The organism is Thiocapsa sp., from assembly GCF_035467215.1.
GTDB lineage: Bacteria > Pseudomonadota > Gammaproteobacteria > Chromatiales > Chromatiaceae > Thiocapsa.
Genome location: NZ_DATITZ010000027.1, coordinates 1 through 21,716 on the forward strand (window position 1 = coordinate 1; position 21,716 = coordinate 21,716).

General features: G+C 64.9%; 21 protein-coding genes and 1 pseudogene. 3 read left to right on the plus strand and 19 right to left on the minus strand.

The window, feature by feature from the left end; genetic code table 11:
• On the minus strand, positions 1 to 745 hold a 745-nt coding region (locus VLR48_RS01375), incomplete at its 3' end, for a patatin-like phospholipase family protein (RefSeq protein ID WP_325290058.1).
• Positions 746 to 1,031: 286 nt separating this feature from the next.
• Here VLR48_RS01375 and VLR48_RS01380 point away from each other — a divergent pair.
• The gene (locus VLR48_RS01380) at positions 1,032 to 3,065 is read left to right on the plus strand and encodes a PhoX family phosphatase (protein WP_325290059.1); all 2,034 of its coding nucleotides are present in this window, start codon (positions 1,032 to 1,034) and stop codon (positions 3,063 to 3,065) included.
• Positions 3,066 to 3,116: 51 nt separating this feature from the next.
• Here the strand turns inward: VLR48_RS01380 and VLR48_RS01385 are convergent, their stop codons facing one another.
• The 4 genes from VLR48_RS01385 to VLR48_RS01400 all read right to left on the minus strand — a co-directional run bounded on the left by VLR48_RS01385 (position 3,117) and on the right by VLR48_RS01400 (position 5,887).
• Positions 3,117 to 4,277 (minus strand): AI-2E family transporter, encoded by a 1,161-nt coding sequence (locus VLR48_RS01385; RefSeq protein ID WP_325290060.1) that lies wholly within the window; start codon positions 4,275 to 4,277, stop codon positions 3,117 to 3,119.
• Positions 4,274 to 4,819 carry a hypothetical protein gene (locus tag VLR48_RS01390; RefSeq protein ID WP_325290061.1) on the minus strand — a complete coding sequence of 182 codons (546 nt, stop codon included), beginning with the start codon at positions 4,817 to 4,819 and terminating at the stop codon, positions 4,274 to 4,276. The genes VLR48_RS01385 and VLR48_RS01390 overlap by 4 nt, the downstream gene beginning before the upstream one ends.
• A 23-nt stretch (positions 4,820 to 4,842) precedes the next feature.
• Positions 4,843 to 5,121 (minus strand): hypothetical protein, encoded by a 279-nt coding sequence (locus VLR48_RS01395; protein ID WP_325290062.1) that lies wholly within the window; start codon positions 5,119 to 5,121, stop codon positions 4,843 to 4,845.
• Between the two features lie 100 nt (positions 5,122 to 5,221).
• Positions 5,222 to 5,887 (minus strand): hypothetical protein, encoded by a 666-nt coding sequence (locus tag VLR48_RS01400; protein WP_325290063.1) that lies wholly within the window; start codon positions 5,885 to 5,887, stop codon positions 5,222 to 5,224.
• Positions 5,888 to 6,106: 219 nt separating this feature from the next.
• Here VLR48_RS01400 and hisG point away from each other — a divergent pair, with 219 nt between their 5' ends.
• A complete protein-coding gene (gene hisG, locus VLR48_RS01405; RefSeq protein WP_325290064.1) occupies positions 6,107 to 6,979 on the plus strand; it encodes an ATP phosphoribosyltransferase in 873 nt (290 codons plus the stop codon).
• A gap of 270 nt (positions 6,980 to 7,249) precedes the next feature.
• Here hisG and VLR48_RS20165 read toward each other — a convergent pair.
• From VLR48_RS20165 to rimP, 11 genes and pseudogenes are all read right to left on the minus strand, one after another.
• Positions 7,250 to 7,411, minus strand: a pseudogene (locus VLR48_RS20165) (histidine kinase dimerization/phospho-acceptor domain-containing protein); the annotation flags it as partial.
• Positions 7,407 to 7,685 carry a c-type heme family protein gene (locus tag VLR48_RS01415; RefSeq protein ID WP_325290066.1) on the minus strand — a complete coding sequence of 93 codons (279 nt, stop codon included), beginning with the start codon at positions 7,683 to 7,685 and terminating at the stop codon, positions 7,407 to 7,409. The pseudogene VLR48_RS20165 and the gene VLR48_RS01415, both read right to left, overlap by 5 nt.
• Entirely contained in the window at positions 7,679 to 7,939 is a 261-nt protein-coding gene (locus tag VLR48_RS01420; protein WP_325290067.1) for a hypothetical protein, read from the minus strand. Before VLR48_RS01420 ends, VLR48_RS01415 begins: the two co-directional genes overlap by 7 nt.
• A 60-nt stretch (positions 7,940 to 7,999) precedes the next feature.
• The gene (locus tag VLR48_RS01425; RefSeq protein WP_325290068.1) at positions 8,000 to 8,755 is read right to left on the minus strand and encodes a competence/damage-inducible protein A; all 756 of its coding nucleotides are present in this window, start codon (positions 8,753 to 8,755) and stop codon (positions 8,000 to 8,002) included.
• Positions 8,756 to 8,981: 226 nt separating this feature from the next.
• Positions 8,982 to 11,081 (minus strand): polyribonucleotide nucleotidyltransferase, encoded by a 2,100-nt coding sequence (pnp, locus tag VLR48_RS01430; protein WP_325290069.1) that lies wholly within the window; start codon positions 11,079 to 11,081, stop codon positions 8,982 to 8,984.
• Between the two features lie 182 nt (positions 11,082 to 11,263).
• Complete coding sequence (rpsO, locus tag VLR48_RS01435) at positions 11,264 to 11,533, minus strand: 30S ribosomal protein S15 (protein WP_093035325.1); 270 nt, start codon at positions 11,531 to 11,533, stop codon at positions 11,264 to 11,266.
• A 185-nt stretch (positions 11,534 to 11,718) separates the two neighbouring features.
• On the minus strand, positions 11,719 to 12,636 hold the full coding sequence (gene truB, locus VLR48_RS01440; protein ID WP_325290070.1) for a tRNA pseudouridine(55) synthase TruB: 918 nt from the start codon (positions 12,634 to 12,636) through the stop codon (positions 11,719 to 11,721).
• A complete protein-coding gene (rbfA, locus tag VLR48_RS01445) occupies positions 12,620 to 13,030 on the minus strand; it encodes a 30S ribosome-binding factor RbfA (protein WP_325290071.1) in 411 nt (136 codons plus the stop codon). The genes truB and rbfA overlap by 17 nt, the downstream gene beginning before the upstream one ends.
• 4 nt (positions 13,031 to 13,034) lie before the next feature.
• Entirely contained in the window at positions 13,035 to 15,785 is a 2,751-nt protein-coding gene (gene infB, locus VLR48_RS01450; RefSeq protein WP_325290072.1) for a translation initiation factor IF-2, read from the minus strand.
• An 18-nt stretch (positions 15,786 to 15,803) separates the two neighbouring features.
• Entirely contained in the window at positions 15,804 to 17,306 is a 1,503-nt protein-coding gene (gene nusA, locus VLR48_RS01455; RefSeq protein ID WP_325290073.1) for a transcription termination factor NusA, read from the minus strand.
• Positions 17,307 to 17,428: 122 nt separating this feature from the next.
• Positions 17,429 to 17,887 carry a ribosome maturation factor RimP gene (rimP, locus tag VLR48_RS01460; RefSeq protein ID WP_325290074.1) on the minus strand — a complete coding sequence of 153 codons (459 nt, stop codon included), beginning with the start codon at positions 17,885 to 17,887 and terminating at the stop codon, positions 17,429 to 17,431.
• 608 nt (positions 17,888 to 18,495) lie between these two features.
• On the opposite strand from rimP, the gene VLR48_RS01465 reads away from it, so the two are divergent.
• Positions 18,496 to 19,041 (plus strand): SprT-like domain-containing protein, encoded by a 546-nt coding sequence (locus VLR48_RS01465; RefSeq protein WP_325290075.1) that lies wholly within the window; start codon positions 18,496 to 18,498, stop codon positions 19,039 to 19,041.
• A gap of 56 nt (positions 19,042 to 19,097) precedes the next feature.
• On the opposite strand, the gene VLR48_RS01470 is transcribed toward VLR48_RS01465, so the two are convergent.
• The 3 genes from VLR48_RS01470 to VLR48_RS01480 all read right to left on the minus strand — a co-directional run bounded on the left by VLR48_RS01470 (position 19,098) and on the right by VLR48_RS01480 (position 21,589).
• Positions 19,098 to 20,117 carry a hypothetical protein gene (locus tag VLR48_RS01470; protein WP_325290076.1) on the minus strand — a complete coding sequence of 340 codons (1,020 nt, stop codon included), beginning with the start codon at positions 20,115 to 20,117 and terminating at the stop codon, positions 19,098 to 19,100.
• Positions 20,118 to 20,256: 139 nt separating this feature from the next.
• Positions 20,257 to 20,997, minus strand: coding sequence for an S-methyl-5'-thioinosine phosphorylase (locus VLR48_RS01475; RefSeq protein WP_325290077.1), 741 nt, complete (start codon positions 20,995 to 20,997; stop codon positions 20,257 to 20,259).
• 115 nt (positions 20,998 to 21,112) lie between these two features.
• On the minus strand, positions 21,113 to 21,589 hold the full coding sequence (locus tag VLR48_RS01480) for a hemerythrin domain-containing protein (protein WP_325290078.1): 477 nt from the start codon (positions 21,587 to 21,589) through the stop codon (positions 21,113 to 21,115).
• Between the last annotated feature and the right edge of the window lie 127 nt (positions 21,590 to 21,716).

The following is a 21,716-nucleotide window of genomic DNA, read 5'->3' on the forward strand; positions in this document are numbered from 1 at the left end:
AGGATCGCAAGGTGAGATCGAAGACACCGAGCTGCTCATCGTCGCGACCTGCCAAGGTCTCGCCGATCGCGTCGAAAAACTGCCGGATCCGTTCCTGATAGCCGAGATCCACCGGGGTCTCCTCGTGTGCCTTCGCCGCCGCGGCGGAATCCTGAATCCGTTCGACGCCCGTCGCCGCCGAGGGCTCGGCATTGAGATTGACCGCCACGGTCAGGTCCGTGAAGTCACGAAAGGTCGGGGCGATCGGCACCGGATTGAGCAGGCCGCCGTCGACCAGCGTCAAGCCGCGATAGCGGTGAGGCGTGAAGACGCCCGGCACGGCAATCGAGGCACGGATGGCGTCGAAGAGCGGACCCTGCGAGATCCAAACTTCGCGTTGTCGGTCGATGTCGGTTGCAACGGCGGTAAAGCTCATCGGCAGGTCTTCGATCGCATGATCGCCGACCATCGAGCGCAAGGTCTCGATGATGCGATCGCCCTTCAGTAGACCGGCTCCGCTGAAGGCGAAATCGACGAACCTCAGGACGTCGCCGAGGTTCAGCGCGCAGACCCAACGCTTGTAGGCGTCGAGCTCGCCGGCGGCATAGATGCCGCCGACCAAGGCACCCATCGAAGCGCCGCTGATCGACGTGATGCGATAGCCACGCGCGGTCAAGGACTCGATGATGCCGATATGGGCGAGTCCGCGGGCTCCGCCGCTGCCGAGCGCCAAGGAAATGGTTTCGCGTTCCCGCTGCTTCTTCATCAACCGCCGCCCCTCCATCGAATCGACTCTGCCCGGAAAGGAAGCCTATCGCAAAGGTGCAGGTCGAGCACGACACTTGATCGTCATGCCAATCGCGTATCCTGGCGCGGCCGGACGGGGCATGAGGATCGGAAGCGGTCCATGGCCCCGACCGAGACAGCTTGGGAACGCCGGGGCCCGTGCGCGAGGCACTTTGGCCCGAGTCGGCGTTCACCTCCCCGGCCCTCCCGCTCGCAAGGGGGCGGACGGTTATCGACCCGACGACAACGAGAGCTGCGAAACCACCATGCCGAGCATCGATCAGCGCTACTTCTGTTCAGCCGAGGCCCACGAGGCGTCGGACGATCGCCCCGTCAACCCCAGCGCCGCGGCCACGCTCGGCGACATCATCCAAGCCCGCTTCAGCCGGCGCGACCTGTTGCGCGGTGCGCTTGCCGCGAGCGCGCTCGGAGCCCTCGCGGCCGGCCCCTTGGCACTTCTTGCCGACACCGTGACGGAGCCGGAGGGCGAGCGCGAGGCCGCAAAGACCCGCTTCGATTTCGAGGAGATCGCCCACGGTGTCGACGGGACGCATCACGTCGCACCGGGCTATCGCGCCGAGATCCTGATCCGCTGGGGCGATCCCGTTCTACCCGGCGCATCAGCCTTCGATCCCGATCGCCAAAGCGCCGCCGCACAGACCCGGCAGTTCGGCTACAACAATGACTATGTCGGCTATGTGCCCTTGCCGGCAGGATCGACGAGCTCCGAGCACGGCCTGCTGTGCGTCAATCACGAATACACCAACGCCGAGGTGATGTTCCCGAGCGCAGGCGAGCCGACCCGCGAGCGCGTGGAGATCGAGATGGCCTGCAACGGCGGATCCATCCTCGAGATCAGGAAGAGCGCCGCCGGGCGCTGGTCGGTCGTGTCCGACAGCGCCTACGCCCGCCGGATCACCGCGCTCGATACCGAGATCGCGGTCTCAGGGCCCGCCGCCGGACATGACCGCATGAAGACAGCCGCCGACCCGACCGGTACCCGTGTGATCGGCACGCTCAACAACTGCGCCGGGGGCATCACCCCTTGGGGCACCTACTTGATGGCCGAGGAGAATTTCCACGGCTATTTCTCGGGCGATCTGGATCGGCATCCGGACCCGGCGGACGTCGACTGCGTGCAGGAACACCCGGAAAGGCGCAACTACGCCCGCTACGGTGTCCCTGCCGGCCACTTTGCTTGGGGCCGATTCCACAAGCGTTTCGACGTCAACGCGGAGCCGAACGAGGCCAACCGCTTCGGTTGGATTGTCGAGGTCGACCCGCTCGACCCTGCGTCCATGCCGATCAAGCGCACCGCACTCGGGCGGTTCAAGCACGAGGGCGCCGAGTCCGTCTTCAACCCCGACGGCCGTCTGGTGCTCTACTCGGGCGACGACCAGCGCTTCGAGTATCTCTATCGATTCGTGACCGACGGGAAGGTCGACCCGAGCAATCGCGCGGCGAACCGCGACCTATTGGACGCGGGCACGCTCTCGGTCGCACGCTTCGAGCCGGACGGCACGCTCGTTTGGCTCCCGCTCGTCTTCGGCCAAGCCGGTCTGACACCGGAGAACGGGTTCCATTCACAAGCTGATGTCCTCATCGAGACCCGTCGTGCCGCGGACCTGCTCGGGGCGACGCCGATGGACCGACCCGAGGACGTGCAACCCAACCCGCACAACGGCCGCGTCTATGTGATGCTCACCAACAACAAGGAGCGTACGGCCGAGCAGGTCGACCCGACGAATCCACGCGCCGCCAATCTATGGGGTCATCTTCTGGAGCTGATCCCGCCGGCCGGCGATCATACATCCGAGCGTTTCAGCTGGGATGTCCTGATCAAGGCCGGCAATCCCCGAGACCCCGCGACCGCCGCACTCTGGAACCCGGCGACCGGCGAGAACGGCTGGTTTGCCTGTCCGGACAACTGTGCGCTGGACCATCGGGGACGGCTCTGGGTCGCGACCGATCAGGGCAATGCTTGGCACGGCGCATCCGGCAGCGCCGACGGGCTTTGGGCACTCGAAACCGAAGGGGCCGGGCGCGGCACCGGACGCATGTTCTTCCGGGTACCGGTCGGTGCGGAGCTCTGCGGACCCTGCTTCACCCCGGACGGACGCACGCTCTTTCTGGCCGTGCAGCACCCGGCGACCGACGGCACGCTCGACTATCCCGGCTTCGAGCGCCCCTCCACCTTCGAGGACCCCGCCACGCGATGGCCGGACTTCGACCCGGCGATACCGCCCCGCCCCTCGGTCGTGGTCGTCACCAAGGAGGATGGCGGGCCGATTGGGGGCTGATCAGCCGCCAAGGCGGGGCATTCATTCAACGCGCCGCAGGCAATCGGTCACTCAAGGTCGCCGATCGAGGTCATCGGGCAACTCGATCAGGCCCTCGACCCCGGTTTTGGGCTTGGGCGCATCCATACCGGTGTTGCCCAGGTCATCCAGCACCGCATCCACATCGGGCAGGAAATCGGCGAGCTCGACCCCGTAGACCTCCCAGATCGAGATGAAGAGCGAGGCGATCAGCGGCCCGATAAAGAGCCCGTTGAAGCCGAACATGAAGATACCGCCGAGCGTGCTCAGAAAGATCATCAGCTCGTGCATCTTGGTGTCGCGTCCCACCAGGATGGGTCGCAGCACGTTGTCGAGGCTGCCGACGACCAGCGCACAGAAGACAGCCAGCCCGATCGCGCTTCCCGCCTGCCCCTGCACGGCGAGGATGATGCACGCGGGCACCCAGACGAGCGCCGATCCGACGGCCGGAATGATGGACAAGACCACCATGACGGTGCCCCAAAAGACCGCGTTCTCGATCCCGGCAATCGCGAAGGCGATCCCGGCCAGTCCGCCCTGCAGAAGTCCGATCAGCAGCGTGCCTTTTAGCGTCGCGCGGGTCACCGAGGTGAACTTCTGCAGCAAGACCCGCTCGTCTGCGCTCTTCAGCGGCAGGTAATAGAGGATCTTGTTGACGAGCTTTTGTCCGTCGATCTGCAGGAAATACATGCTGTAGAGCATCACGAACGCCATGAAGAAGAAGTTCAGGGTACCCATCGTGAGCGACGACAGGCCCCCGACGATGAATTTGCTGGCGATCGTGGCGGCCTCGCCGGCACGTTCGATCAGGATCGAGCGCAGGGGCAGCAGATCTTCGTAGAAGGGCAAACGGCGCATGCCCTCGAGGAAGGCATCAGGATCGGCGAGCCGCTCCTTGAACCAGGGCACGAAGGTCTGGGTGACATCGAGCGCTTGGGCCACCACCACCGCGATCAGCAACGACAGCGGGATCAAGACGACCACGGCCACCACCAGGAGCGTCGTGAGCGACGCCAGGCTCGGGCTGCCCCGCAGACGCGGCTGCAGCCATAGGAACAACGGGCGTGCCATCGCACTGAAGAGTCCGGCGAGAAAGAGCGCCATCAGAAACTGCTGGATCATCGCGAGAAAAAGCGCGGAGATCCCGAGCGCCATCAGGATGACGACCCATTTATTGACAAGATCTTGATTCATAAAACCCACTTATCCATTTGAAAGTCCGGTTGCGATGTACCTGACCTAATCAGGGAGTCCCGATGCTGCGCAGTCGCCCAGTCGTCGATGATCGCCATCCAGGGCCATTGCAACGCGTAGGGCTCCTCCGGGCCAAAGGCCAGGCAGCTGGTCTCGGTGCTGGCCACGGCATTCATCAGTCTGTGTGTTGCCGTCCACCAGGCCGCGGACTTTGCGGTCCCGATCAAGGCAACGGTCAGTGCAGCGACGAGCACCAACCGCCCGAGGCGACGGATGCCGGGAACATCCGCGAGCGCCGACGGACGCCCGGCGATCCCGACCGCAAGCCCCATCATGAGCAACGCAACCGGAAGGACCAGCCCCGCCTTGAGCTTGATTCCCTCTCCGAGGAGGAAATCAAGCGCGACCGCGACACCCACGACCGGCAGCAGCAGAAAGGCCGGCCACAGCAGGCCGCCCTCGACCACCCCGCGACCCCGCCGCCACCCCGGGACGAGGCTCAGCGCCACCAGAATCCCCGACACCGCGACCACGGCCAGCAAGAGGCTTTGCGACAGGGTGTCGGTCAGAGGATGTAGCGGGCCGCCGCATCGGGCGCGGCCAGCGAGCGCTCGTAACCGGTGGCGCCGATCAGGGTCGAGACGACGCGCAAGAGTGCCGAGACCGCAAAGGCCGCGGCAAGGCCATTCCATGCGCGGGTCCAGGTGCGGTCGAGCGCGCGACGGGAACCGGCGTTCAAGAGTGCAACGAGACTCAGAAAACCCGCCAGGACGAACGAGTACGAGACCGAGCTGAAGTGCCCGCCGCTCCGATAGGGCGCACCGGCAGGCGCCGGACAGCTCACGCGCGCCTGTGCTCGCGGCGGTAGAGACTTCGGCTTTCGGCATGGGACGGGGACGACTCCGATAGGACGATCGCAAAGGCGGACGGGACGGACGACGCGACTATCGTACCGTGAGTCGATGATCGTTTGGCGGAACAAACGAAGGATAGAGATCGGGCAAGGGCGGCGGCAGCACCGGCGGGGTCGCCCCCCATTGAGGCGGTGGCTCGAAGAGCGGTGGGTCGGCGAAACCGCGCGGTCCTCGCGGGTCGCGCGGCGGGCGCCTCGGATCGGGTGCGCTCCGCGGAGGCTCGGTCGGACGGAATCGATAGGGTGTTTCCCCCCAATCGGACATGAAGTCCTGCGGGAGTCGATCGTCGCGACGAAAGACGGGGTCGTCGAAACCGCGATCCTTCGTGCCGAACCCATCCGCCGATCGGTCATCGGGTACATCGGCCCGACCGCCGAAACGGCGAAGCTCGGGCTCTTCGAGCGGACGGAAGCGATAGCCGTCGATCACGGATCCTCCGTCGCGCGAGGATCCATACCGAAACGACCGCTCGTCCCGCCACCCCGGCGGCGAGGTCGGCGCAGCCGGTTCGGCGAAGACTCGCGGGCGATCCGGCTGTCGAGTCGTCCCCGTTGTGGGGGGACGAGCGGTCGCATCGGCAACGGGTTCCGAGTCGCTGCCCGGAACGCCCAAGACCAAGAGGATGACTGCCGTCGCGACGAAAATCGCAAAGAAGATCGCCCCGACGATGACGACGAGATCGAATCGTTGATTCATCACTGAACACCTGCCTCCCGTTCAGCACGAAGGCCGAGGCCGCGAGATACGCAATCGCGCTGCCTTCCAAAGAGCGGCGCCCCGACCACAGCTCGGACGCGGGGCTTCGCCGTTCGTCACCTTAGAAATAGGCCGTCGATGCGGAATACGCAAGCACTCCCGATGTTTGATTCGGGGCATAATGACGAGTCCGCACTGAAGCCATCGACCGGAGTCTGCATGCCCCTATTGAAGCTCGGCATCCCGAAGGGAAGCTTGGAAGAGGCCACCATCGAGTTGTTCGCCCAAGCCGGCTGGAACATCACGGCGCACGCGCGCAACTACTACCCCGACATCGACGACCCGGATATCCGCTGCGCCCTGATCCGCGCGCAAGAGATGGCCCCCTACGTCGAGCGCGGCGCGCTGGATCTAGGGCTGACCGGGTTGGATTGGATCCTGGAATCCCAAGCCGAAGTCGAGCAGATCTGCACCCTCACCTATTCCAAGGTCTCCAACCGTCCGAGTCGTTGGGTCGTGGTGGTGCCGCAGGACTCGCCGATCCAGCGGGTCGAGGACCTGGCCGGGAAGAAGATCGCCACCGAGCTGGTCGGCTTCACCAAGCGCTATCTCGCCGAGCGCGGGATCGAGGCCGCCGTCGAGTTCTCTTGGGGCGCCACCGAGGCCAAGGTGGTCGAGGGACTGGTCGACGCCGTGGTGGAGATCACCGAGACGGGCAGCACCATTCGCGCCCATGGACTGCGCATCGTCGAGGACCTGCTGATCACCGAGACGCGCCTCATCGCCAATCCCCGGGCCATGCAGGATCCCGCACGGCGGGCCAAGATCGAGCAGATCGCCTTGATGCTCCAAGCGGCGCTGCGGGCTCGCCACAAGGTCGCGCTCAAGTGCAACGTGCCGGCCGAGTGCCTGGACGCCGTGGTCGCGCTGCTGCCGAGTCTGCACGCCCCGACGGTCAGCCATCTCTACGACCGTCAATGGCTGGCGCTCGAGACCATCGTCGATGCCGCCTCGGTGCGGGATCTCGTCCCGAAGCTCAGCGCGGCCGGTGCGCAGGGGATCCTCGAGTACAGGCTGAACAAGATGGTCTGAGGTGTTGGTCGGGCGGCGCCGAACGTCTCGGACGCGTCACGCATCGAGCCGCATTGCCGAGACATCGAGCAGGATCAGATCCCGCGGGGCACGGGGGCTGCTGCGAATCCTCACCCGAGCCACTTGCGGTCCCTGCTCCCGGGGCTACGCCGACAAGCGGATCGTCCGCTTCGACGTCCGCCGGCTCGGCCACCGGCAAAGCCAGCTCGAAATAGAAGGTGCTCCCCTCGCCCGCCGTGGAAACCACCCCGAGCGTGCCCTGCATGCGTTCTTGCCGAGCGAGTCGCGCTGCTCCTCGCTCATCGGCGTGCGCAGCAGGAGATCGCTCAAGCCGATCACCGCGTTCATCGGGGTGCGGATCTCGTGGCTCTTATTGGCGAGAAACTCGCTCTTGGCAAGATCGGCACGCTCGGCCGCGGACAGGGCCTTATCCAAAGCGGCGTTCTGAACGGTCATGGCCTCGGTCTTGGCAACGAAAGGTCTCGCGTCCGCCCTCCTCCACCAGGCCCGCGTACTCGCGCGCACCGGACTCGAAGGCGAACAGCGCCTCGCGCTCCCAGTCATCCGCGGCATTCAGCGGATTCAGTGGTTCGAGACTGGTGATCTTGAAACGAACACCCTCTTGGTCGTCCGCCATATCCGAGAGCAGCTGGGTCATGTAGGCCGGATTGATCTTGGTGAGCCGCACCCCGTCGCGGGTCACCACGTCGCGAACCGGGCCGTCCAGATACGGGTTGGGGCGATCAGGTCGGTAACAGGAACATACACGCCGTTGTGCAGCGCATTCCAAAGGCGAGTCAGCACCAACTGCTTGAAGAATGTCAGGCCCATCTCGTGCGCGAGATGCCGATGATGGCCCTCGACCCGATCGGCACTGAGCGCGAACGACAGCAGGGTCGCCCCGATCAAGAAGACCGAAAGAAACCCGAGAAAAATCACGATCTGTCGTTTGAGGATCACATGGAGGTCCGTCGATGGCCCAGCTGAATTCGGACCGAATCCTTTCGGCTTCCGAGGCGGTTACCCGGCATCCCGATAGCTGATCCCTTCACGGTCGAGTCGTACGCTCAAAGCAGCCATGGCCTCGTCGATCCGATCGCGACCGCGGAATCCGAGCCGAATGTGGGCATCATCGCCCATGTGAGGCAGGCTGAAGAGCTTAAGCTCGGGGAAGCGATCGCCGAGATCGCGCATCACGGGGATCAGGCTGCTTTCCGGGGTATCAAAAAGCGCGAAGGCGCGTTCCTGCACCAAGACCGAAACGCCGTAGAACCGATCCAAGACCCATTCGGCCATCGGCCAGGCCATCTGGGGAAAGCCCGGTAGAAACCAGTGACCCCGCAGAGAAAAGCCCGGGATCCGGTTGATCGGATTCGGGATCAGATCGCAGCCTGCCGGTAGATCCGCCATGAGGATACGGTTGGGATAGGCCTCGGTGCCGAACTTCTCTTCGAGAAGCGCCTTGGCCTCGGGGTGGCGTATCAGCTCCAAACCGGCCGCGGTCGCGGCACAGGCTCGGGTGTGATCATCGGGGGTCGCGCCGATTCCGCCGAACACGAAGACCGGATCGGGGCGCGCCAGCGAGAAGCGCAGATGGGCGACAAGCACCTCGGGATCGTCCGGAAGCAACCAGTGCCAGGCCAGCTCGTGACCGCGCTCGCCGACCATACCCTTGAAGGCGCTCAGATGGGCATCGACGCGTGAGCCCTTGAGGATCTCGTCTCCGATGACGATCAGACCGAAGGCTATCGGTGGGCGGAGCGGCGGCGTTGACATGAGGGGATGGCCTTTGTGTTCTCGACTCTTCGACAGATCGTAGCACTTCGCGCCGCCCACCCGGGATGGCCTCGCTTGCGACCGATTGTCTGCGCAGGGCACGACTGGCGTGTCGGGGCTTCTTTCCGACAGGTGCCGAGCGATCTGAAATCCGAAAAACCGGTGTCTGTCGAAGATAAAAAAAGGGGCCATCGGCCCCTTTTCGACGTGCCATGAGACGCGGCGATTATTCGCCGGGCTCGATGGCCTTCATGCTCAGACGGATGCGACCTTGCTTGTCGACCTCTAGGACTTTCACACGGACCTGGTCACCCTCGGAGAGCTTGTCGCTCACGCTCTGGACGCGCTCCTCGCAGATCTGCGAGATGTGCACCAAACCGTCGCGTCCGGGCAGGATGGTCACGAAGGCGCCGAAATCCATTAGGCGTGCGACACGACCCTCGTAGATCTTGCCAACCTCGACATCGGCCGTAATCAGACGAATCCGACGCTTGGCCTCCTCGCCTGCGGCCTTTTCGACCGAGAAGATCTTGACCACGCCGTCGTCGTTGATGTCGATGGTGGCGCCGGTTTCTTCCGTGATGGCTCGGATGACGGAGCCGCCCTTGCCGATGACGTCGCGGATCTTCTCCGGATGGATCTTCAGCTCGATGATGCGCGGGGCATGCTCGGACATCTCGGTGCGGTGTGCGCCGATGACCTTGTTCATCTCCCCGAGGATGTGCAGACGGCCGGCCTTCGCCTGGTCGAGCGCCGTCTCCATGATCTCGGCGGTGATGCCCTCGATCTTGATGTCCATCTGCAGGGCATTGATGCCCGTTGCCGTTCCGGCCACCTTGAAATCCATGTCGCCGAGGTGATCCTCGTCGCCCATGATGTCGGTCAGCACGGCGAAGGCATCGCCTTCCTTGATCAGACCCATCGCCACGCCGGCCACCGGCGCCTTCACCGGCACGCCGGCGTCCATCAGCGACAGACTGGTGCCGCAGACGCTGGCCATGGAGCTCGAGCCGTTGGACTCGGTGATCTCGGAGACCACGCGCACCGAATAGGGGAACTCTTCGATGCTCGGCATGACGGCGAGGACGCCGCGCTTGGCCAACCGGCCGTGGCCGACCTCGCGCCGCTTGGGCGAGCCCACGCGGCCTGTCTCGCCCACACAGAAAGGCGGGAAGTTGTAGTGGAGCATGAAGTGCTCGCGCCGCTCGCCTTCGAGTGCGTCGATGATCTGCGAATCACGCTCGGTGCCCAGGGTCGTGATGACCAGCGCCTGGGTCTCGCCGCGCGTGAAGAGCGCCGAGCCATGGGTGCGGGGCAGCACGCCGGTGCGGATCGTGATGGGGCGAACGGTCACGTTGTCGCGGCCGTCGATACGTGGGTTGCCGGCGATGATCGAGCTGCGCACGGTGGTCTTCTCGAACTTCTCGATCGCACCCATGATCTGCTGCTCGTTCCAGGTCGGTGCGTCGCCGCCGCACAGATCCGCAACGACGGCGGCACGCACCGCGTCCAGGGCTGCATACCGGTCCTGCTTCTCCTTGATGCGATAGGCTTCGGCGATCCGATCGCCGCAGGCGCTCGCCACCGCAGCGGCCAGTGCGTCGTCCGCCACGACAGGCGTCCACTGAATCGGGGGCTTGCCCGCTTCGGCGGCCAGCTCGCGGATTGCCTGAATGGCCGGCTTCATCTGCTCGTGACCAAACAGCACGGCGCCGAGCATGATCTCTTCCGAAAGGCCGCGCGCCTCGGACTCGACCATCAAGACGGCCTTTTCGGTGCCGGCAACGATCAGGTCGAGATCCGAATCCGGACCCACGCCGACGACTGCCGGATTGAGGAGGTACTCGCCGTTCTTGTAGCCGACACGCACCGCGCCGATCGGTCCGTTGAACGGGACACCCGAGATGGCCAATGCGGCGGAGACGCCGAGCATGGCCGGAACCTCGGGATTCACCGCAGGGTTCAGCGACTTGACCGTCGCGATCACCTGAATCTCTTGCCTGAAGCCCTTCGCAAACAGCGGACGGATCGGACGGTCGATCAGACGCGATGTCAGAATCTCCACCTCGCTCGGACGCCCTTCGCGACGGAAGAAACCGCCCGGAATCCGGCCGGCTGCATAGGTTTTTTCCTGATAGTCAACGGTCAAGGGCAGGAAGTCGCGCACCGCACCCGGGCGCTTGTCGACGACGACCGTGACCAGGACAACCGTGTCGTCCACGTTGACCATGACGGCACCGTCGGCCTGGCGCGCAATCTCGCCGGTCTCGAGCGTCACTGTCTGGTCGCCGAGCTTGAATTGCTTAACGATAGCTTTGGGAATCACAAGTAGATCCTCGGGGTATGTGGTCCGTCGTAGCGCCGGGCCTTGGACCCCTGCACCTTAGGCGCGCCTGCAGGCGCTGTGGTGACAGGGCTGTGCGTCGGTGCCGCCGGCGGCATCCATTCCGCGGGGAGCGGGCGAATCGGGGGCATCCCGACCGCCCGATCGCCGAGTCGGGAGGCGTGTCAGCGGCGCAGGCCGAGACGCGTAATCAGCTCGCGATAACGGTCGACATCCTTGCGCTTGAGATAGTCGAGCAGCTTGCGACGGGAATTGACCATACGCACCAGACCGCGGCGCGAGTGATGATCGTGCTTGTGCTCCTTGAAATGATCGGTGAGCTGCAGGATGCGCGCGGTCAGGAGCGCGACCTGCACCTCCGGAGACCCCGTGTCGGTATCGGCACGACGGTAGTCTTCGACAATCTGTTTCTTCTCGGCTGCGGTCATTGTCATTGGTGGTCTCCCAAGTCAGTGATAGAGAAAAAAAGGTCCTGGTCCGTCTCCGATTCGGGAGAGGGATGGATCGCCCCGACAATGACATCAGGGGATCGGACCGTTGGTTTGAAACGTTTCCGTGGATACCGCGCAACGCCGTATCGCAGATTGCTCAGGCCTCGTCGTCTAGGAATCATTACTTTTTAAATCAGCCTCTTGGGCTGAACGCGCCCGTCGTCGAGGATACTGCCCACACCGACGAAGATCTGCGACGGATCATAGAGCCGGACCAGTCCGTCCGTCGGCGCCTGCGGGATCAAGACCGCCTGGCCTTGCCGCAGATAAAAGGCGGCATCGGCGGACAGACGCACCGCCGGCCAGTGGCCCAAGGCGCTGTCGAGCGGCAGCAGCAGCGCATCCAGACCGGCCATATCCTCTTCCCCGGCCATCGCTTCGATCCGGTCCAGGCCGACGAACGGACCGGCGGTCTCCGCATAAGGTCCCACCGCGGTGCGGCGCAGTCCGCTGACATGGGCGCCGCAGCCCAGCGTGCGGCCGATGTCTTCGGCCAGCGTACGGACATAGGTTCCCTTGGAGCAATGTACGTCCAGCTCGATCTCGGGTAGATCCATCGAGAGCAGATCGAGCGCGAAGATCTGAATCTCGCGCGGGGTGCGCTCGACCTCCAAACCCTGGCGAGCGAGCTTATAGAGGCGTTGCCCCTGGTGCTTCACGGCCGAGTGCATCGGCGGCAGCTGCGAGATGGTGCCGAGAAAGCCGAGCAGCACCTCGCGCACCCGTGCCTCGTCGATCCCGACCACCGGCTCGTCGGCAATGATCTCGCCCTCGGCATCGGCGGTCGTGGTGGTCACGCCCAGGCGAACGCGCACCCGGTAGCGTTTGTCCGCATCCAGCAGATAGGCGGAGAACTTGGTCGCATCGCCCAGACAGCAGGGCAGGAGTCCGGTCGCCAGAGGATCGAGGCTCCCGGTATGACCGGCCTTGGCCGCGCGGTAGAACCGTTTCACGCGCTGCAGGGCGTCGTTCGACGACAGACCCAGCGGCTTATCCAGCAAGAGGATGCCGGTCACATCTCGGCCTGAATTACGACGGCGTCCCATCAACCTGCGGCTCCTGCTCGGCGTCTTGATGCGTGGATGTGTCGGACTGCCCGACCGCTTGCGAGATCAGCGCCGCGAGACGCTCGCCCTTGCCGATCGACTCGTCGAACACGAAGTGCAGCTGCGGGATGGTCCGAAGACGCACGCGCTGTGCGAGTCCGTGACGGAGAAAGCCGGCGAGCCGCCCGTTGAGCAGACGCGTCTGCTCAGCGGCCTCGTCATCCGTCGGGAAGCAGGTGAAGAAGACCTTGGCGTGCGCCAAGTCCCGCGTCACCCGCACCTCGTGGACCGTGATGTTGGCTAGACGCGGATCATTCACCTCGTCGTGCACCAACGTGGAGAGGACACGCTTCAGCTCGGCGCCGATGCGTTCCGTACGGGCGAATTCCTTCATCCGATCAGATCTCGCGGGCCCGTTCGGTCCGCTCGAAGACCTCGATCTGGTCGCCCGGCTGCACGTCGTTGTAGTTCTTCACGCCGATGCCGCACTCGATGCCGTTCTTCACCTCGCTCACGTCGTCCTTGAAGCGGCGCAGCGATTCGAGCGCGCCTTCGTAGACCACGACGTTGTTGCGCAGCACGCGAATCGGGCTGTTGCGCCGGATCACGCCCTCGGTGACCATGCAGCCGGCAACCGCGCCGAACTTCGAGGAACGGAAGACGTCGCGCACCTGAGCCAGACCGATGATCTCTTCGGTCACGATCGGACTGAGCAGGCCCGAGATGGCCTTCTTCACGTCGTCGATCAGCTCGTAGATGATGCTGTAGTAGCGCAGGTCGAGACCCTTCTCCTCGATCACCCGGCGTGCCGCGGCATCGGCCCGGACGTTGAACCCGAGCAGGATGGCGTTGGAGGTGACGGCCAGGTTGGCATCGGATTCCGTGATGCCGCCCACACCGACCGCGACCAGCGCGACCTTGACCTCTTCGTTCCCGAGCTTGAGCAGGCTGTCCTTGAGTGCTTCGAGACTGCCCTGCACGTCCGCCTTGATGATGAGGTTGACGCTCTTCTGCTCGCCGTCCTTGATCTGCGCGAAGAGCTGATCCAGGGTGACGCCGCGCTGCTCGTCGAAACGGCTCTGACGCGAGCGCGCCGAGCGGAATTCCGCAACCTCGCGTGCCCGGCGCTCGTCGGCGACCGTCATGACGTCGTCCCCCGCGTAGGGCGTGCCCGAGAGACCCAACACCTGGACCGGGATGGACGGACCCGCCGCATCGACCGGGGCACCGGCCTCGTCGAACATCGCCCGAACGCGGCCGTATTCGCCGCCGCTGACGATGATGTCTCCGCGCCGCAGGGTTCCGGATTGAACCAGGACGGTCGCGACCGGACCGCGTCCCTTATCCAGACTGGACTCGACGATGGTCCCGCGGGCAGGCCCGTCGACGGCGGCCTTGAGCTCAAGCACCTCGGACTGCAGCAGGATGCCGTCCAACAAATCATCGATGCCGTCGCCGGTCTTGGCCGAGACCTGCACCATCATGGTGTCGCCGCCCCACTCCTCGGCGACGACCTGGTGCTGGGTCAGCTCCTGCATCACCTTGTCCGGATGGGCGTCCGGCTTGTCGATCTTGTTGATCGCGACGATGATCGGAACCCCGGAGGCACGGGCGTGCTGGATGGCCTCGACCGTCTGCGGCATGACGCCGTCGTCGGCCGCGACCACGAGGATGACGATGTCGGTGACCTTGGCCCCGCGAGCACGCATCGCCGAGAAGGCGGCATGGCCGGGGGTATCGAGGAAGGAGACCGTGCCCTTTTCCGTCTCGACGTGATAGGCGCCGATGTGCTGGGTGATCCCGCCCGCCTCGCCGGAAGCGACACGGGTGCGACGGATATAGTCGAGCAACGAGGTCTTGCCGTGGTCAACGTGACCCATGATGGTCACGACCGGCGGACGCGGCAGCATCTCGGCCTGCTCGACCTGCTCCTGGACCTCTTCCATCAGCACGCCTTCGGCATCGCGCTCGTCAGCAACGATGGCCTTATGCCCGAGCTCTTCGACAACGATGGTCGCGGTATCGCGATCGAGCGTCTGATTGATGGTGACCATCACGCCCTGCTTGAAGAGCTCGCGGATCACCTCGGATGCCTTGACGGACATGCGGCTGGCGAGCTCACCCACCGAGATGGCCTCGGGGATCACGACCTCGCGCACGACCGGGGAGGTCGGCTTCTGGAAGACGTGCTTGTCTTGGAGCTGCGGCTTGAGCGTCTTCTTCTTACGGCGCAGCCCGCGGCCGGCAGCACCGCCCGCGGAATCGATTTCTTCGTAATCGGCGCTCGGTGCAACCGCGACCTCGCGGCCACGCGAGCTATCCTTGCGTCCGGCCTTCTTGACCGAACGCTCCTTCTCGGAGATCTCGGCCGGTTTCTTCGGAGGTGCTTTCTTCGGCTTCGACGCCTCGGCGCGACGCACGACGGCGGCAGCCACGGGCTCGTCTTCGTCCGCTTCGATCGCGCTTTCGATCTCGATCGCGGTACTCGCAGCCGCTCGCTCCTCCGCCTCGGCAGCAAGGCGGGCCGCCTCTTCCGCCGCACGCGCCGCTTCGGCGATGCGTCGCTCCTGGTCCTCGATCCGACGCCTCTCGTCCTGCTCGCGTGCGAGGCGCTCCTGATCTTCCTGCTCTGCAAGCCGGCGCGCCTCCTGCTCGGCACGCAGCGACTCGAGCTCGATACGCCGACGCCCGCCGTCATGGGCAGGTGCCGCGGATGCCGGACGCTCGCGCTGCGGCCGCGCACGCTCCACGGCCGGCCTCGGCTGGGCGCTGGCGGACGGCGGCGGGACCGGCTCGTCGGCGCGTTTGACGTAGGTGCGTTTGCGCCGAACCTCGACGCTCACGGTCTTGGCCCGCGCGGCGGGGGTAGGTCGAGTACTTCCGACATTTCCCCGTGGAGCCGCTGCGGGCTGGCGCAGCTCGCTGACCGACTTGCGCTTGAGCGTGACTTGACCGGGCGTGGTACCGCTGTCGGCCTCGGCCTTACCGTGGCTGCGACGCAGATATCCGAGAAGCTGGAGTTTCTCCTGCTCCGTCAAGGTGGTCTCCGCGTTTTCCGCGGTGATGCCTGCCTCGTTCAGCTGTGTCAGGAGACGCTCAACCGGGATGCCGACCGTAGAGGCGAGTTGCTTGACCGTGACTTCACTCATGAACTGACCTTTATTCCTCTATTCCTGCGGGGCGTCCGCAAACCAGGGCTCGCGGGCCTTCATGATCAAGCGGGCCGCACGCTCGCGGTCCATCCCGTCGATATCCAGCAGGTCGTCGACCGACTGCTCGGCGAGATCCTCGACTGTGGCCACGCCGCGTTCCGCAAGGGCATAGGCCAATGGCTCGTCCATTCCTTCCATATCCAGCAGATCCTGCGCAGGATCCCGAGCCCCGTCCTCCTCGCTGGCGATCGCACGCGTCAACAAGACGTCGTTTGCTCGCTCGCGCAGCAGCTCGATCGTATCGTCGTCGAGCTCGTCGATCGCCTGCATCTCGACCAAGGGCACGTAGGCCACCTCGTCGACGGTGCTGAAACCCTCTTCGACCAGGATGGCCGCGAGATTCTCGTCGACCCCGAGCTGATCCATGAAGGTCTGGACCGAACGAATGGCCTCCTGCTCGCCTTTGGCCGCCGCGTCCTCTTCGTTCATCACGTTGAGCTCCCAGCCGGTCAACTGACTGGCAAGGCGCACGTTCTGACCGTTGCGTCCGATCGCCTGCGCGAGGTTCTCTTCCTTGACGGCGACATCCATGCTGCGCGCCTCTTCGTCGATGACGATCGAGACGACGTCGGCCGGGGACATGGCCTTGATGACGTATTGGGCGGGATTCTCGTCCCACAGGATGATGTCGACGCGCTCGCCGTTGAGCTCGTTGGAAACCGCCTGAACACGCGAACCGCGCATCCCGACACAGGCACCGACGGGATCAATGCGCGGATCCGTGGTCCGTACCGCGATCTTGGCACGGGAGCCCGGATCGCGCGCAGCACCCAGGATTTGAATCAGGCCCTCTCCGACCTCGGGCACCTCGAGCTTGAACAGCTCGATCAGCAGCTCCGGGGCGGTGCGGCTGACGAACAGCTGCGGACCCTTGGGCTCGGAGCGGACATCGTAGAGATAACCGCGCAGCCGATCGCCGGGGCGCACCGACTCGCGAGGAATCACTTGGTCGCGCGGCACCAGTGCCTCTGCGTTGCTGCCGAGATCCACCATGATGGTGCCTCGCTCGGCCTTCTTCACGATGCCGGTCACCAACTGACCTTTGCGCTCGCCGAAGGCCTCGACGATCTTCGCACGCTCGGCCTCGCGGACCTTCTGCACGATGACCTGCTTGGCGGTCTGGGCCGCGATGCGACCGAACAGCTCCGAATCGATCTCTTCTTCGATGAAGTCGCCCGGACCGAGCTCGGGCTCGAGAATCTGTGCCGCGGACGCGGTAATCTGCCGCGACGGGGCATCCAGCACACCCTGCTCGGGATCGGGCACGATCTCCCAGCGCCGGAAGGAGCGATAGTCCCCGGTCTTGCGGTCGATCGCCACGCGCACATCGATCTCCCCGCCGTGTTTCTTGCGGGTGGCCGACGCCAACGCAGCCTCGATGGCCTCGAAGATGACGCCTTCGGGGACGTCCTTCTCGTTCGAGACGGCCTCCACGACCAATAAGATCTCTTTACTCATTCCACCTCATCCGACTCAATAGATCCGGCTCGCAACAGGTTCGGGCCGATACCATCGACAACCGACGTGCGACTTGACCGAATGCGGCTACGCTGGTCCGTTACTACGCTGGCTCGGCGACGTCAAAAGACGGGGACGAGCCGGGCAATCTCGATCTGATTTACGGGGATCGCCCAGAGACGACCGTCCGCTTCCAGGCTGACGATGCCGTCTTCGCATCCCCGAAGCACACCTTCCAGGCTGCGCCGCCCTTCGAGCTTCTCGCTCAATCGCACCTTGGCGCGCGAGCCTTCGAAACGCCGAAAGTGCTCGGGAAACACCAGCGGCCGATCCAGCCCAGGCGACGACACCTCTAGGTCGTAGTGCCCCTGGAGCGGGTCTTCGACGTCCAGAACCGCACTCAACTGGTCGCTCACGGCGGCGCAATCGTCGAGTCCGATGCCGCGCTCGTGGTCGATGTAGACCCGCAGCGTGGCGCCGCTCGCGCCGCGCTGAAACAGCTCGACACCGACAAGCTCGTAGCCCAGAGGCTCGACAACCTCGCGGGCCAACAGGTTGAGACGACTGTCAGCAGGCTCCATCGCACGCCCTTCAGAAACAAAAATTGGGCCATTGGCCCAACGACTTAAAGATTCCGACCCCTGCCCGAGACGACCGACCGTAACGAAACCATCGTCCGGCATCGATCGACGACCGCGCCGATTCCGATCCCGGCACCGATCCCGGACCCTGGACAACGGACCGCACACGCGAGACACGGAATAGGTGACATCCGGCGGAGCACCTTACGCAGGAGGCCGCCGACCCGAGGTCCGGCAGCGACGAAAGGCCCGAGATAAAAAAACCCCATCGAAGGGGTTCTTGAGAAACGCCGACCTTCAAGGTGCTCGCAGAAGACTTCATCTACGAAGCCCTTGGAGTGTATCCGGTTCGACCTTGATCCGCAAGGTCGTTGAGGCGGTCACACGCCGAGCAGCACCGCGCCGGGGCGGCTTGTCGTCGGCTCCGGCAGCGCCGGCGAGCGGCCCGCCGATTGCCGAAGGTGCCATCTGCGGTGCAGTCTGCGAGCATGCAAGAGCCGGATGCCGCATGCGCTCCTGTTGGTCGCGCGCAACAGACAAGGCGCGGCGCCGCGAACAGCCAAGGCGGCAGGGCGGCCAAGCCGGGGAATCAGGACAACGAGGATCCGATGACACGCGAATCGATCACAAGCGAGCCCGGGGCGGGCCTTTCCCCGCTCGAGCATGCCAGGACCCGGACCGGAGCGCTTTTACGCGAGGCGGAGGCTTGGCTGCGCATCGCCATGCCTCGGGTCGAGATCCGCTTCGACCTTCGCGGGACCGCGGCAGGGCAGGCGCGTATGCGAAACGGGTCGTTCGCGCTCATCCGATACAATGCGGCGCTTCTAGGTCTGCACCCCGAGGATTTCGTCGCCGAAACCGTGCCGCACGAGGTGGCCCATGTCGTGGCCTTCGCCAAACACGGGGCGCGCATTCGGCCGCACGGGGCCGAATGGCAAGCCATCATGCGTCATTTCGGCGTCGAGCCGTCGCGCTGCCATCGGTACGACGTGTCGCGGCTGCGCACGCGATCTCTGCAGCGATTTCTGTATCGCTGCGGTTGCGGCACACACGAGATCAGCAGCATTCGCCACAACCGAATCTGCCGACAAGGAACCGTCTATCTCTGTCGCCGCTGCCGGCAACCCTTGCGCCACGAGACCGAGCCAGGCTAAGGAGCGAGTCCGCGCATCCACTCGCATGCGGATGCGACGAACCCGCTCGGCCGGAACTAGCGCTGGTAGGCCGGTGCGCCATATGCAGGAGCGTAACCCGGACCGTAACCGTAAGCGGGATACCCCATGGGCGCGGCCATCGGACCCGGTACCTGCATCTGCTCCCAGTATTCGCGGGCACGTTGGTCTGCGGCACGCCGCATGTTTTCATACTCGGCCATCATGCGCGCCCGGTACTGAGCGGCACTTTCCTGGCGGCGATCCACCCCGGGAGCGCCGGGCGGGACCATGGTCGGCGCAGACGCACTCTCGACGGGCGCCAACGGTTGGGGCACCACCGGGACCGGCGCGAAACCCTGCGTGATCGGCGCGGACATCGGCGCGGCGACCTCGGCCGATCCGGATGCCTGCTCGCCCCCCATCAGGGACTCGGCGAAGACGGTTGCCTCCGCGTCGTTCATCGGCGGCGAAGCGGTGGTCGCCATCGCGGGGGCGGTTCCTTCGAGCGTGACCTCGGAGACCTGCTCGGAAGTCGGCTCCGGGCTCGTTGCGCGAGCTGCAGCGGTCGCGGGCAAGGGTGCGGAATGGCGGGTGAACGCGGAGGCTGCCGGACGGTCTTCCGCGACCTGCATGGGTGCGGGCTTGGCGGCGGGCTCCTGCGGGGCGGGACTCGCCGCCACGACGGCCGGCTCGGCGGCGATCGGCTCGGCCTTCGCGACCTCGGTCGGCGCTGCCTCGGTGGCGAGGGTTTCGGCTGTTTCGGTCTCGGCCGAGCCGGTCAGGTCCTTGACCTTATCGACGACCTTGTTGAATCCGTCCGCCCCGGCGGCGGTCACATCGGCGATCACGGTCTCGGCCGATGCCGTCAGATCCCCGAGCTTGTCGACGAACTTCTGGAACCCTTCGGCCTCGACAACGCTCTCGTCGGCCACCGCGACCTGTGTCGTGTCGCCGGTGGTGTCACGCTCGATCGAGCTCAGATACAAATAACCGAAGGCGATCACGACCGCCCAAAGCGAGACCTTCGGTATCCAACCAAGACCGGAGCGTTTGGGAGCAGTATCCTCGGTGGCCATTTCGGATTCTCCTGGAAAATGAGGTAGGGGGAAGGGACTTTCATGGTATCAGAGTTTCCTGATGTACTTAAACACCTTGCGAACTCCCGACGCATCAGGCCACCCTGCGGGTGCGCTCCGGCCCGCATCGACCGGCGCATCAACTCGCCGTGGCGACGATCCCGAGCACCGTCCTTACACGCCCGGCACACTCGCGCAGATGTGACTCGATCTCGGCCATCGTGATGACGCCCTCGCCTTTTCCCGCCGCCCAATTCACGACAAACGCCAGGCTCGCGTAGCAGAGTCCGAGCTCCCGCGCGATCCCCGCCTCCGGCATGCCGGTCATCCCGACCAGATCACAGCCGTCGCGCTCCAGTCGGGCGATCTCGGCAGTCGTTTCGAGCCGCGGGCCCTGGGTCGCGGCATAAACGCCGTCCTCGATCGCGGGATGACCGGATTCGGCGCAGGCGCGGATCAAAGCCCGGCGCAGCTCCTCGCAGTAGGGCGAGGTCATGTCGACATGATCCAGTCCGCCCTGCTCCCCGTCGTAGATGCTGTGCTCGCGTCCGTAGGTGTAGTCGACGAGATCGTGCGGAACCGCCAGCGCCAGCGGGGCGAAGCGCGCGCTGATCCCGCCGACCGCCGCCAGTCCGACGACACGCTCGGCGCCCAGGGCGCGCAGCGCCCACAGATTGGCCCGGTAGTTGATCCGATGAGGCGGCAGCCGATGACCGGCGCCGTGCCGCGGGAGGAAGAGGATGTGTGCACCGTCCAGGCGTCCGCTCGCCACCGGCGCCGAGGTCTCGCCGAAGGGGGTTTCGACGCGACGCGATGCCTCGATCTCCAAGGCGGGAAAGTCCGAAAATCCAGATCCACCGATGATGGCGAGAAGACTCATGCGTTGACCACGTCCGGAAGTGACTCGAAAAGGGCTGCGCAGTCTAGCGGAGGGCGGCGTGGAAGCCAAAAAAAGGCGCCTTGCGGCGCCGGGTTCTCGTCGTGACGATCGACGGCTAGACCGACGGATTGAACGACCTCGCGCCGCGCTCTCCGGGTCGATCGGTGAAGATGCCGATCTCGATCAGCTTCGGAAAGAGGACCTGCTCTTCGCGATCGATGCGCTTGTCGACCATGTCGAAGATCTCGTGCGTTTCGGCAAGAAAATCGTCCGTAAAGTTGAAATCGCAGTTCTTCAGCCAGTGCCTGTGGTAATCGTCGAAGGTCTTGCGCAAGGGCTTTTCGCCGCTGATGAAGCCCCAGGCGATCGACTTGACCTTGGGATCTTCGTGGATCAAAAGGCTCGGGTAGAGGCTGCGATCCTCTGCGGCGAGATGGCTGCGAACCTTCGTGCCCAGATCGCACAAAAGCTCGTAGGCCGTTTTGGCATTGGGACGAATCCGCAGTTGCTCGGGCGTGAGGAGCGACCTGAGATCTTCGATCATCTGACGCAGCTCCGCATGTGTTTTGCGGTAGTCTTCTAGTGTCGACATAAACCATCCTCCGATTGTTATGGGATGTGCGGTCGTCGCGTCCCCGCGGCCCCGAGGTTACTCGCCCTGCGGGCGACGTCACCGCCGCCCCGGGAGGACCGATCACGCTGAACCAACACTCGGGTGA